Raw genomic sequence first — 13,513 nt, 5'->3', positions numbered from 1 at the left:
TCCCCTGTCTCTTCAGGATTTTCATCCCTGTTTTCCGGCTGCTCCTCTACGTCCGGCTCATTATCGTTTTTTTTTGATCGTCCTGCATCATGTCATTGATCTTCTGCTGGTCAACCTGTGGGTCTTCAAAAGGTTTCCTTCTCATACGGTGCGGCAGGGCCAGGGCCATAGCCTCTCTGACATCCTCGGTTGTTACCTCCTCACGACCGTTAAAAGCAGAGATCGTCTTGGCGGTGCGGACAATTGTAATCTCAGCACGATGCGTCATAACTCCCATATCCACGCATGTTTGTGCTATCCTGTGTACAAGTTCATCAGAGATAACTACATTTGGCAGTATCTCCTTTGCAGAAACAATTCTCTCCCTGAAATGCTTCTGCTTCTGGTCATACTCCTCCATAAATGAGATTGGATCTGTCTCAAAGGCATCAGCAATATGTACAACCTCAACTCGTTCGCTGACATCGGCAATTCCCTCAACTGTAACCTGAAGCCCAAACCTGTCAAGAAGCTGAGGACGCAGTTCTCCTTCTTCAGGATTCATCGTTCCGATCAGTATGAATTTTGCCGGGTGTGAAAATGATATTCCTTCACGTTCGACAGAATTAACCCCCATGGCTGCGGAATCAAGCAGGATATCAACAACATGGTCATCCAGAAGGTTGACTTCATCAATATACAGGATTCCCCTGTTTACAGCCGCAAGAATTCCTGGCTCAAGGCATTTTGTTCCTTCCTTTATTGCCTCTTCAATGTCAATCGTTCCTATTACACGATCCTCAGTTGAGCCTAAAGGGAGTGTAACAACCTGTACTTTGCGTATTACGGTATCGGTGGATTCGCTATTATTTAATTTTTCATAGCATGAATCACAGAGTTCGTTTGGGTTATGTGGATTGCAGTTGAAAGGACAACCCTTTATGACCTCAATTTCCGGAAGAATTTCCGCAAGTGCTCTGACTGCGGTAGATTTGGCTGTGCCTTTTTCTCCCCTGACTAAAACTCCCCCTATCCGGGGATTAATTGCGTTAAGAATAAGTGCGAGTTTCATCTGGTCCTGCCCGACAATTGCTGTAAATGGCAGAATATTCCTGCGTATATGGTGAGTCATGTTCTAAAATTATTTAGTAATCAATGTTATTAAAATTTATTTTTTTATTACTCTTTAAAGTTTTATAATACTTAATTCAAAAATAGTCTAATAAAAATTTATTTTTTTAAAATTAATTGTTCAGACAGGTTTGCTTTTTTTGAAACTTATGCTGCTTATCCAGATCATGGCGGATGCGACAATTACAAGAACTGTTAAATTAAATCCCAGAGGGAATGCAGAATATCCAATCATAAGTCCCCTTAAGGCATCGACACCGTAAGTGAGCGGATCAATATATGAGAAAACCCTGATTGGTGCAGGAAGGTTTTCCACCGGAAAAAGGGCACCTGAGAGCAGAAAAATCGGGAATACTATGAAATTTGTCATTGTATTAAAACCATGCATGTCTTTCATCACAGAGGAGAGAATAAGCCCTATGCAGATGAAGATTATGGAAATCAGCAGCATTACAAAGACTGATATGAGAATGTCCGGCAGGGAAGGCAGATGAAAACCCAGGAATACCGAGATAAAGAGCATCATTAAAGCCTGGATTATAGAAGTTGTTGCTCCCCCGGAGATCCTGCCAAGTACTATAGAAACCCTGCTTGCCGGAGTTACCATGACCTCTTTTAAAAATCCAAACTGCCTGTCCATCAGAACAGACATCCCGACAAATGCTCCTGTAAAGAGAAGGGTCATTCCAAGTATGCCGGGCACCAGGTACTGAAGATATCCGACACTTTCCGGAAGCCCCGGTACCTCTACCCTCCTAAATCCAAGTCCCAGAAAAACAAGCATAAACGCCGGCATTGCTATAGCCCCGACAACGCGGGATTTTGCACGGACAAACTTTTTCATCTCCCTTAGCCACAGGACATAAACTGCAACCGGCTGGATCATCTCATCATCCTCCTTCTCATTCCTGCATGGATATGGGCATGCCTGCTGCCTTCCTCCTCACGAATGCCGCTTCCGGTAAGGTGAATAAAAACATCCTCAAGGCTTGGCTTTCTCAGGTTTACGGAATTAATTTCAACTCCCATTTTCTGTGCCAGTAAAAACAGTTCCGGGATTTTATTCTCGCCTTCTGTTATTGTTAACAATACTGTATCCCCTTTTTGTGTCAGATCTTTTATCTTTATCTTCTCCTCAAGAGCTCTGAGAAATGTAACTTTCTCTCCCGGAATTTTTAGTGTAATAATATCTCCTTCAAGCTGGTTTTTTAGGCTTTCCGGAGAATCAAGCGAGATGATTTTTCCGTTATCAATAATTGCTATTCTCTCGCAGAGATAATCAGCTTCCTCCATATAATGGGTTGTAAGAATAATGGAGAGGTCATACTTATTATTGAGGTCTTTTATGTAATCCCAGATCTTTCTTCTTGTCTGTGCATCAAGGCCAAGAGTCGGTTCATCAAGAAAGAGTACCTTTGGGTGGTGAATCAGCCCTCTTGCAATCTCAAGCCGCCTCTTCATCCCTCCGGAATAATATTCCACAAGAACGCCGGCCTTTTCAGTAAGCCCGACAACCTCAAGAACCTCTTTTATTCTCCTCTTTCTCTCATCGGCATTTATGCTGTACATCATGGCATGGAACTCCAGGTTTTCCCAGCCCGTAAGACCGATATCAAGTGAAGGTTCCTGGAATATTATGCCGATATTCCGCCTGACATCATCAGGTTTTTTTACAATGTCGTAGCCTTCAATTTCAGCTTTTCCGGAAGTCGGAAGCAGAAGAGTTGTAAGCATATTGATGATAGTTGTCTTACCGGCACCGTTTGGCCCAAGGAGTCCGAAAAGTTCTCCTTTTTTTACAGAAAAGGATACATTGTCAACTGCGGTAAGATCCCCGAATATCTTGGTTATTTCTTTTAGTTCAATTGAATTCATCTGTATTGTCTCCACAGAATTAATGTAAATAAAAATATGAAGGCTATAATCCTGACAACAGAACGTGTTTGGATTATTTACCCGGTAATTTTGGAAAATATGTTGCGCCGACGGTTTTATCCTTTTTTAGTCCCTAGAATTTATCTGAAATATTATAATGCTTCATCTGTGGCTTTCACCGGTACTATCACCGGATTTCCGAAATTGTCATAGAGAAAAGAAGCTTCAACTCCATAAACATCCTTTATGGCTTCAGGAGTAAAGAGATCCTTTGGTTTTCCAATTCCGTAAATTGTGCCTTTTCTTATCATTGCAACCGTATCAGCGTACCGTGCTGCAAGGTTTATGTCATGAATTGCCATTACAACAGAAATCCCTGAATTTTTCACAAGTGCGGAGATTGTCTCCATGGTATCGAGCTGGTGCCGCAGATCAAGACTGCTTGTCGGTTCATCGAGAAGCAGAACCTCAGGTTCCTGTGCAAGGGCACGTGCAATGAATACCTTCTGCCTCTGGCCGCCGCTTAATTCCCAGATGTCATCCATTGCAAGAGGTTCTATACTCATTTTATCGAGAACTCCACTCACCACATCCAGATCATGTGATGATGGTCTCCAGCCCATATGGACACGCCGGCCCATAAGAACAGTATCATAAACGGTCATTGGCATCCCCATTGCCTCTGACTGCGGTACATAGCCGATTCTTCTTGCAACATCGGATATCTGCATCTTCTGCAGTTCTTCCTCATCCATTACGATTCTGCCGCCCGGTCTTAGAATCTGATTGATACATTTTATCAATGTGCTCTTTCCCGAACCGTTAGGCCCAAGCAGACCAAGGAATTTTCCTTTACCTACATTAAATGTAAGATCATTAAGAACAGGAGTACTCCGGTATGAGAACCCGAGATCCTGAATTACAATTTTTACCAGAATGTTCCCCTCCTTCTAATAAACAGATATATGAAAAACGGCACTCCGATAAAAGCAGTCATAATGCCGATTGGTATTACAAGCGGTGCAAATACCGCCCTTGCAAAGGCATCCGCACTTATAAGAATCAGACCTCCCATAAGGCCGGATGCAGGAATCAAAAACCTGTGATCTGCTCCGATGATCATACGGCATATATGCGGCCCTACAAGTCCGATAAAGCCGATTGTCCCTGTAAAACAGATGATTCCGGCTGTAATCAGGGCTGTTAATACCATAGTTACTATACGGACCCTTGTTATATCAACGCCCATACTTTTTGCGGCCTCGTCGCCTGAACCCATGACATTGAGGTCCATTGAATACCACATTATCACCGGAATCGTAACTACGAGAATCAGTGTTACAATTTCAATCGATAGCCAGTTGGCTTTTCCAAGGCTGCCCATTGTCCAGAATACAAGCTGCTGGAGGGCATCGGCGGTCCCGATAAACTGTATGAAGGATGTCATTGCCCCAAAAAGATAGCTGATGGCAATTCCTGCCATGATTATCGCCCCTGCCGTAAACCTTTTGGCATATGCAAGGCTGTAAATTGCAAAGGAGGAGATGAGAGTAAATATAAAGGCATTTATCACGACAATATAACTCCCTCCGACAATACCTGCACCAAGTATTATTGCCAGTGATGCCCCGAAAGTTGCTGAAGTTGATATTCCAAGAGTAAAAGGACTTGCAAGCGGGTTTTTCAGTACTGCCTGCAGGACAGTTCCGGATATTCCAAGGCCGATCCCGGCAAGAAGTCCCATTAGTATTCTTGGAAGCCTCACATTCCATACGACAAGATCGGCTGTTGAGGTGCCGGGATTTAGAATTCCATAAATTATAATTGAGTATACATCAGCAATGGTCATATCATATGATCCTATTGTAACTGATACACCCATTACGATAACAAGAGCAATTATTATGGCTAATAGGAAAAATATTTTTTTCCTGATAAATTTCAGGTATCTGCCTTTGGATATTTCTTCCATTGATAATTATTCTCCTGCCTAATCGGGGTAGCTAAATACGCCGTTTTTGGTCACATCATAGGAAGATCCGAGGAAATCCGTTACAAACTCCTGGTGTATGGCTGATGGATCAATATCCTCAAAATATTCCGGATAGAACCATTTTGCAACTCTGGCACGTGCTGCCGGGTATGTAAGTCCGTTTGTGTAGCGGTAGCTGAGGACATAAATGCGGTTGTTCTTCACTGCCGGAAGTTCCTGCAGTGCCGGATGGGACATTAGCTCATTATACTGGGCACTAAGTTCACTCATATCATCTGAGTCATAACTGCCTGTATAGGAAACACCAAGAATTACATCAGGGTTCTGCTGTACAAGCCATTCAATATCAACAGTTCCCTGTGGACTGTTAAGGTCGGATGCTACATTGATGCCGTCTGCATCAGTGCAGTAATAGCTGTAATGCTCGGCATCAGATACTGTCCTTCGTTCATTGTTTCTGTCAGTATAGCTTGTTGACCAGACATCGACGAAAACACGGACTTTTTCATCTTCAGGGATCTCATCCAGCCTTTTATCAATCTCTTCCATCCATCCGTCATGCCACTCTTCGTAAGCTGCTGAATTGTCAGTGTGATTGATAAGATAACCCATTTTATTCATCTCAGGTACAAGCGACCAGGGTCTGATGAAATCAAGGCGTATTACAGGAACACCATCCGGCATTCTGTCCTCAAAAAATTCAGCACCCGGCCCGAGTTCAGTATATGTCAGTAGGGCATCCGGCTCGCATTCAAGAATTTTCTCAAAGTCAGGCTCATATGGTCCTCCTCCTCCGATATTAACCTTGTTGCCCAGTTCGGGAATGACACAGGCATCACTCATTGCACTGTTTGCAACTCCTACAACTGTATCTTCAGCATCAAGGGCTCCCATGGCGTGGAAGTTGTATGCAACAACACGCTCAAGTGGCTCTACAATCGTAATCTCCCGGCCTGTTGAATCTGTTATCCTTCGCGGGTATTCGGGATAACTGATGACAGCCTCTTTTAGCTGATCAGCTGAGAGATGTTCATCTCCTGAACCAAGGTACTCTGAGGAGAAGTAATCAAGGATCTCTTCTCTCAGGATTTCCTGCGCATATGCCTGGATTTCATCACTGGTCTGCGGGACATTTTCGTTATCTGAAGCAGCAGCAGGCATTACAGATAAAGTGATTATTGCAAATATGCAGAGTAATGCGGTCATAAATCCGGATTTCATTACTTAAACCTCCTGATCACGTATATGCAGGCCAGAGCCGACAGTGCAGCCAGGACCTGAAATGAAGCAAATCCGGGTGACTTCTGGTTACTTTTCAGGTCAGATGTATCCGCACCCGGTGTAGTCAGAAGTGTTTCTTCAGTACTTCCCTTAAGTCCGGAAGAAAAGTCCTCCCATTCTCCATAGAGATAGCCGCAGCCATCTTCAGGCATTTTGATGGAATATACGATCTCTTCTTCTCCGGTTACGGCAAAGATAACATTCTGCCCGTCTGTTTTAACAGCATCTGCGGGATGTTCTGAACCGGCATAATCAAATCCTTCCGGGATTTTTTCAATAATTCCGCCATAATAAGAAGGAGGAAGGCTTACTGTCATGGTAACCGTCTCACCTCCCTGGGGAGTTTCCGGCTGGATATCACGTGTAACCTGCATCCCGCCTGCGAGAGCAGGAGCAGAGATCAGAGATAAGAAAAGAAACACAATTATTGTTTTCTCTATTGTCGGATGAAATCTCATGTATTATTATGTCACTGCATTTTTTAAAAATGTGTCTTTTTGTATTAACTATTGTTACAAATTATGATGTTTGTCAATACTATATTTGAATAATGAACTATTTTATTTTAAAAAAATAATTTTGTTGAATTAAGTGTGAATTTGTCTGATATATTGCTGGTATTGTTTTAATATGATTGACCGGGTATTTTTCTCCCGGATTTTTTCCATCTTATTTTTTCGCTTATAATCTCTCCTCAATATCACCTTCCATCTCCATATAGGCCTGGCGGAGTTTTTCAAGTTCCTCCTCTGTTGCTTCCCAGTAACCCCTCTGCTCCGCTTCCATCAGGCGTTCAGTCAGCCCAAGGGCTGCAAACCGGTTATTTTCCATAAGCCTCTTACGCATCTCCTCATCATACACAAATCTTTCCGCAATAGACGACCAGATCCAGTTTTCAACCGCATGGGTAGTCGCTGCAAATCCGAGGGTTATATAGACCCTCTCCTCAATCTGCTGAGCCCCGTGGTAATCATGCTTAAGCATCTCATCTATCCATTTCGGGTTTAAAAGCCTGGTGCGGGTACCGCGTTTGATGACATCCTTAACATCCTCTGTATAGACAGCCTCCTTTGTTGTATCAGAGATCATGAGCATCGGTGTTTTGCCGGATACTGTCTCAACGGCCTTGTTAAGCCCGCCGAAATATTCAAAATAGTGGTCAAGATCAACTATCTCGCGGTCATGCCTGTCGCGGATCTGGGATACTATCTCAACCGATTTTACATTATTCTCATACAGTGCCCTCTGGCTCTGACCGTGAATATTATCGGTATATATGTGTGACATGGAAGACATGTAAACCTCAGCGAGGTCCTCTTCACTCTTCCAGACAGAATCTTCCATAAGACCCAGTATCCGTGTTCCGTATTCACCCCCGTGAGGGCCGTAGATCCTTGCGGTTGACAATTTCTTTGCGGTCTTTTCATCAAGCAGGCCTTCAGTCAGCTGTTCTGTAAGGCTTTGCATATTTTCGGTGGAATGCTTCTTTACATAATTCATCTCATCAGATTCATCAAGTGCTGAAACAAGGGCAACAGCCTTATTGATCATCTGCATGATGTTTGGGAACATGTCACGGAAAAAGCCGCATATGCTCACATGGCAGTCAATCCTTGGCCTGCCAAGCTCTTCCATCGGAACAACCTTTAGTTCGGGTGACCATGAGCCGGCTTTTCTTGTAACCCTGACACCCATATAAGAGAGGATCTGCCCGACTGTCTCCCCTCCGCTGTTGCTTGTCTCAAAACCCCACAGGACTGTTCCTACTCTCTCCGGGTACTTTCCTTCTTCATTAAGGTATTTCTGAATCGTATTCTCTGCAATCTCCTGTCCCCGTTCAAAAGCTGTCTGTGTAGGGATTTTTGTCGGATCAAACTGAAGAAGGTTGCCTCCGGTCGGGAGCACTTCCGGTTTGCGTATAACATCGCCCCCGACCCTCGGTGCGATAAACTCCGTATTCAGCCCCCTGATGCAGTTTTCAAGCTCAAGGCCGTTGTCGGCATAGTCGCCTGCAAGTGTAAGGCCGAGATTAAGGGTATTTCTCAGGTCGTCATGGAGCTCTTCGCCTGTTCCTGAGAAGACAACAGCTTCATCAATGCCCTGTTCAACCAGAACACTGACAATTTCAGAGCATTTTTTGTCAATGCTGTCAAGAACAGTTGCATAATTTCCTTTATCCCTTATTGCCTCATCATAGGGGATTTTTTGTGATTCTGCAATTATCCTGTTGAGGGATTTTGCTCCGTCCCTGTCATACCGGATTGTAAATTCAATATAATGCTTATATGCCTCAGGTTTGTACATTTCACCGAGAGTATGAAGGCCCTGGGGAATTATTGACCTCTTCATCTCATAGACCTGTTCATGAATTGCATGTATGCTGTCCAGGTCAAAATGAAGCTCTTCTGCAATCTCAAAGATCTTCTCTTCCGTTCTTTTTACCCTGACTTCCTGTGAGAGCCTTTCTGCCTCTTCATGCTCTGCGATTAAATCTTCCAGTTCTATATACTTCTCATAGAGATCGGATGTTGTAAACGGCGGAGAATTGTAGCTGAGCATTGTGCCGTAAAGCCTCCTTTTGGCAATTGTAGCCTCGGAGGTGTTTGTCACCGAATATATGTAAAGGTGCGGCATATTGCCTATGAGAATGTCCGGGAAGCATTTACTGCTCATTCCGATCTCTTTTCCTTTTGTAAATTCGGCAAGCCCGTGGGTTCCGACATGGAATACAAGATCTGCCCCCCATACTGTCTCAAGCCAGCGGTAGAATGCTATGTACTGGTGATGCGGCGGTTTTGTCTTGTCATGTGCAGCCTTTGCTACATCATCTTCGGTCAGGGGAGGGCGTGCAGGCTGAATAGCAACAAGGACATTTCCATACTGCATTCCGGGAAGGATAAACCTGTCATTAAGGGTCATGACATTACCGGGAGCAGTTCCCCATGCCTCATTGACGTCATCCCGGACATCTGGCGGGAAAGAGTTGAAATATTCCAGGTAAGATGATAAATCCCATGAAAAACTGTTCTCTGCTGTTTTTGATATGTCGAACCATGAGCCGGAATTGACAATGCAGTTCTCCTCAAAGATCTCATGAAGTTTTCCTTCAGGTATATCGACATTATATCCGTTATCCTTCAGCTTTTCAAGCATACGCTTTACACTGACGAAAGTGTCAAGATAGGAGGCACCTCCTGTGTTGCCTTCACCCGGAGGATAGCTGTATATAATTATGGCTACCTTTTTTTCACTGTTCATCAGCCTTTTAAGTCTGAGCCATTTGAGTATCCTTCCGGAGATCTTTTCAATCCTTTCCGGAATAACCTGTATTTCACTGCATTCTTCACCTTCAATCTCGACTGGCATAAGACCGCATATTGGAATTGGCTCTATACAACCGTCAAGTTCAGGCCAGATAACCGACATTATAGAGGCAACAGGTGAAATTCCGGCGATCGAATCCTCCCATTCGGAAACATCCTGGCCGAAGAGTGATACCGGCGCAAATACCGGGACATTGAGTTTTTTTAGAAGGATCTGTGTTATTTCCGGGTTTCCGCCAAGTGGGCCGCCGTTGATCCTGAACCATTTCAGGTTAATGATTCCGTCAACGAGCGGTTTTTCACCGTCCATAAAGTATTTCTCAATGGAATGGATGTTGTTCTCCGGGTTTGCATATACAGGTATTATATTGCATTCGGGAAGTGCTCCGATGAGCCCTTTTATTGACGGGATATTCTGGTCAAGGTGCATTCCGCCGTGAAATATTATGCCAAGTGTCGGCTTTTCCGGGTTGTATCCCGATGCAGCAAAGTATTCGTCCCGTTCTGTGTAATATCCCAGGTCGGGGTGAAATATTGCGTAATCCGGATGGTGAAGAGGGGGGTTTGGTGCAGGAAGGCCGGTCTGCCCGAGGTATCTCCTGAGCAGAAGTATAAACATCTGCGAGTAATTCTCCAGTCCTCCCTCGCGCCAGTACTGGATACACTGCAGATAATTTGCAATATCCTCACGGTTCAGTGAGCCTGAACTTTCGGAGAGCATATCCTTCATTATCTTCCGCCTGTCCTCCGGCGGTGCATTCTCATCTTTCTCTTTTTCTGGAGGACGGGCTGTATCGTCTTTAAAAACCGTTGGCTCTGATTTTTCCTTGTTTGCCCGTGATTTTGCAAGAATTTCCTTCCCCGACATCGCCCCGAGGCGTGTGATTTCAAAGAGATTGCTCCACGGTCCCATCATGTTAAGGCAGACTGAGTTTTTATCTCTGAGAGCCTTTATGGCAAGTTCATTTGCCCTGCCCACGCCTCTTATATCAAGCAGAACGCAGTCTGAAGATTGGAGATGCCTGATTACAGTCTCCTCATCTATGTTTTCGTTCTGTATCTGGTGCGGGTAATACAGCCGGAAATCGATATCAATCCCGAAATTTTTCCGGATTTTATGTGCAGCCTCAATGATCGAAGGTGATGATACAGTTGAGATGCATGTAATTTTTATCATGGTGACACATCCATATTAATATGTAGCAACAAATACTATTTATCACAGTATTATTGTGATTTTTAATGATTGTAACGTCTGAAAAATTATAATTATGATTCAGGCAACCGGGAGTCCCGAAAATCTGGAGTTTTACGGTTCCGGTTTACTGAATATTCGCAGAAATAAGGAGAAAAAAGATTATGGCAATGGAAAGACGGCCCGGATATGATATGAATTTCCCTGATGAGCTGGCAGGTGCGATGAGAAGAGCTGAGAAACTTGGTGTAAATTATCCGGAGGGCTATTATGAGGATATGGCCCGGAAGTACAGTACCGATAATGTCCCTTACCCGTATATTGTGAGGCATATCGGAATTCCACGGATTATGAAGCATTTCTTCTATGGAAATGCGCATAAAATCAGAGGGAATTTTCTCGATTACGGATGCGGAACAGGGGATGCAATCCGCCAGCTTATCCGTGACGGCTATCCGTCTGAGAAGGTTCACGGATTTGATGTAAATGACGGGAGCATCAGCCTTGGGGCTGATATTTACCTTGATGAGGAGTTTATCCGGAAGCTTACTACTGTTGCACCTGAGTTCCCGGAAACATCTGAGGTTTATGATCTTGTCTATTCAGGAAGTGTTGTGCATGTTATAAGGGATGAGGATGAGTTCAGGCAATACCTGAATAATGCCTGTAATGCTCTAAAAAAAGACGGGATATTTTTCGGTTCAACACTCGGACTTGAGGAATTTGCTGATAAGAGAAACGGACAGGGTCCTCCGAGGCTGATGAGATCTTCTGAACTTTATGACGCATTTTCCAAAGCCGGCTTTTCCGGCATCAGAATAATTACTGAGGAGATGCCGGATATGAGGAGGAGATCTGCCGGGAATATGTGTCTGTATCAGTTTTACGCCCGGAAATAAAGATCTTAATTTTAATTTTTTTTGTCAGATAAGAGTTCTCCATTTTTAATTATTCTTCCACCTGAAGATGAACAGAAGAAGAATATACTTCAGATAGGCTTTCATTCACTACAGGAATGAATGAATCTGGCTAAAATAGAGAGGGCCTGTTTAAACAAATGTGTCCGGATAAGTATCTCTGAATGAATTTGAAAGTTGTAAAGGGATTTACATCCCAAAAATGATATTTTCAGGGTTCTATAGGTACTTCAACCCTGGCAATCTTCTGCCCTTCCTTTGTGACAAAGTCAAGGAAGAAGGTAGATCCTATACATTTTGTCTGGTTAATACCACTATTTGTAGTGGAGCCTTTACGGTCAATATATACCATATTTGGAGTAAGCTCATGGGTATAGCAGTTTTCCGTACTGATAAGTGCAATATCCCCCGGAGCAAATCTACCTATTTCTCTTCCACCTTTGTAATCATACCATTCATTACCTTCTCCGTCAGTGATAAGCAGAGGGCTTATCTCAGTTACATAGGACTGTGATTCTATACTGCCGTAATTGCTTGAAGGTGTCAGAAGAATCCTGAACTCTCCGACTGTGAGGGTGTCCCCGCCGTTGTGGTACATTGTCATACCGTCTGCAACACTGTATTCCACAGCAATTGCAGCCTGTGGAGCCATCTGCTGTGTTGATCCGATTCCTCCGGCATATGCACTGACAACGGCAGCGATGATAATCGTTACAACAAGCATCAGCATTACCCCGACAACCGGAGATACTGCCTCTTCATTTTTATAACCGTATTCTTTCATATTCATCCCCCCTGAACTGCAACATTGTCATCATATATCACTTTCCCGGACGGGGTGTGGAGAATCTTCACAGTGACGATATCTCCGTTTCTCAGATTATTCCAGTTATATCCCAAAACTGCCTGCATAGGATCGATACAATCACCGATTGTATAGCCGGTGCCATCTGTGTACACATATGTGGCATCAGGACCCGGCCCGTATCCGCCATATATTGCAGGGTCTACGTTGGGACCCCACGCTCCGCACGGGTACGCCCTCATTGAAGTTCCGGGTGAGATAGAATAGTTTCCAAACCACTGCTCTGGATTCTTGATATTGTTCATCCCAAATTCAATCCCTGTACCTGTTGCCCACGGAGCTACGCCGTGTTGAGTAGATGAATATTCAAAATTTTCTACCCCGGGGATGATATTTGTAGTATTCATAGTACCGTTTGCTTTCCATGAAGTTACAATCTTAAGGTCACTGCTTGGAATAGGCTCACTTACTCCGGTTACGACAAGTGAGAAGTAGCTCCCATAATAGTAACCGGTATTAATTATCTTTGTCTCAGCGGTCATCTGAGGAGCATTTTTCTCTCCTGCACCTAATCCTGTAGCAAAACCGCTGACAACAGCTGCTATAATGATAGTTACAACAAGCATCAGCATTACACCAACAACGGGTGATACAGCCTCCTCAAAATCCTTATTTTTCTCTTTCATAACAATTCTCCTCAATGCACATGTGAATTTTTCATCATCTCAGAGCAAAAGCCCGCGTGTTACTTTAGATTTAGTAACATGTTTATGACTTATCATAATATTTTAAGATCAATAGTATTAATAATTCATTGTTTTGTATTATCATTTTTAAAATTAGTTAATATGGTTAACACTAATGGAACATCACAATTGGTTAATTTGTGATATTTTAAACTTTTTTTAGTGTTAATTACAATCTGGGCGCTGTCACCGCCGTGTTAAAAATTAAAATTTTGTATAATGGTGTAAATGGTGGAATTAAACCATTCAATCTGAATAGAGGATAGAT

At 43.5% G+C, this 13,513-nt stretch carries 11 protein-coding genes; 1 reads left to right on the top strand and 10 read right to left on the bottom strand.

What is annotated here, in order from left to right:
- Positions 1-46 precede the first annotated feature (46 nt).
- The 8 genes from METLIM_RS17445 to bchH form a co-directional block, all read right to left on the bottom strand.
- Positions 47-1,111 (bottom strand): ATP-binding protein, encoded by a 1,065-nt coding sequence (locus METLIM_RS17445; RefSeq protein ID WP_048145970.1) that lies wholly within the window; start codon positions 1,109-1,111, stop codon positions 47-49.
- A gap of 120 nt (positions 1,112-1,231) precedes the next feature.
- The gene (locus METLIM_RS11640; protein WP_004078650.1) at positions 1,232-1,996 is read right to left on the bottom strand and encodes an ABC transporter permease; all 765 of its coding nucleotides are present in this window, start codon (positions 1,994-1,996) and stop codon (positions 1,232-1,234) included.
- A complete protein-coding gene (locus METLIM_RS11635; protein ID WP_004078649.1) occupies positions 1,993-2,985 on the bottom strand; it encodes an ATP-binding cassette domain-containing protein in 993 nt (330 codons plus the stop codon). Before METLIM_RS11635 ends, METLIM_RS11640 begins: the two co-directional genes overlap by 4 nt.
- A gap of 152 nt (positions 2,986-3,137) precedes the next feature.
- On the bottom strand, positions 3,138-3,905 hold the full coding sequence (locus tag METLIM_RS11630) for an ABC transporter ATP-binding protein (RefSeq protein WP_281034227.1): 768 nt from the start codon (positions 3,903-3,905) through the stop codon (positions 3,138-3,140).
- Between the two features lie 8 nt (positions 3,906-3,913).
- Complete coding sequence (locus METLIM_RS11625; RefSeq protein ID WP_004078647.1) at positions 3,914-4,957, bottom strand: FecCD family ABC transporter permease; 1,044 nt, start codon at positions 4,955-4,957, stop codon at positions 3,914-3,916.
- Between the two features lie 18 nt (positions 4,958-4,975).
- A complete protein-coding gene (locus METLIM_RS11620) occupies positions 4,976-6,199 on the bottom strand; it encodes an ABC transporter substrate-binding protein (protein WP_004078646.1) in 1,224 nt (407 codons plus the stop codon).
- Positions 6,199-6,681 (bottom strand): hypothetical protein, encoded by a 483-nt coding sequence (locus tag METLIM_RS15785; RefSeq protein WP_157202304.1) that lies wholly within the window; start codon positions 6,679-6,681, stop codon positions 6,199-6,201. Before METLIM_RS15785 ends, METLIM_RS11620 begins: the two co-directional genes overlap by 1 nt.
- Before the next feature lie 259 nt (positions 6,682-6,940).
- Positions 6,941-10,759: a magnesium chelatase subunit H gene (bchH, locus tag METLIM_RS11610; RefSeq protein WP_004078644.1), complete on the bottom strand. Its 3,819-nt coding sequence runs from the start codon at positions 10,757-10,759 to the stop codon at positions 6,941-6,943.
- A 182-nt stretch (positions 10,760-10,941) separates the two neighbouring features.
- Here bchH and METLIM_RS11605 point away from each other — a divergent pair, with 182 nt between their 5' ends.
- On the top strand, positions 10,942-11,676 hold the full coding sequence (locus tag METLIM_RS11605) for a class I SAM-dependent methyltransferase (RefSeq protein WP_004078643.1): 735 nt from the start codon (positions 10,942-10,944) through the stop codon (positions 11,674-11,676).
- A 229-nt stretch (positions 11,677-11,905) separates the two neighbouring features.
- Here METLIM_RS11605 and METLIM_RS17075 read toward each other — a convergent pair whose 3' ends face one another.
- Positions 11,906-12,478, bottom strand: coding sequence for a type IV pilin N-terminal domain-containing protein (locus tag METLIM_RS17075; protein ID WP_004078642.1), 573 nt, complete (start codon positions 12,476-12,478; stop codon positions 11,906-11,908).
- A 2-nt stretch (positions 12,479-12,480) separates the two neighbouring features.
- Positions 12,481-13,185: a type IV pilin N-terminal domain-containing protein gene (locus tag METLIM_RS11595; RefSeq protein WP_004078641.1), complete on the bottom strand. Its 705-nt coding sequence runs from the start codon at positions 13,183-13,185 to the stop codon at positions 12,481-12,483.
- Positions 13,186-13,513: the final 328 nt, after the last annotated feature.

It is taken from the genome of Methanoplanus limicola DSM 2279 (assembly GCF_000243255.1).
Classification (GTDB): Archaea; Halobacteriota; Methanomicrobia; order Methanomicrobiales; family Methanomicrobiaceae; genus Methanoplanus; species Methanoplanus limicola.
The sequence above is the reverse complement of the archived record's forward strand: the minus strand, read 5'-3'. Positions and strand labels throughout refer to the sequence as shown.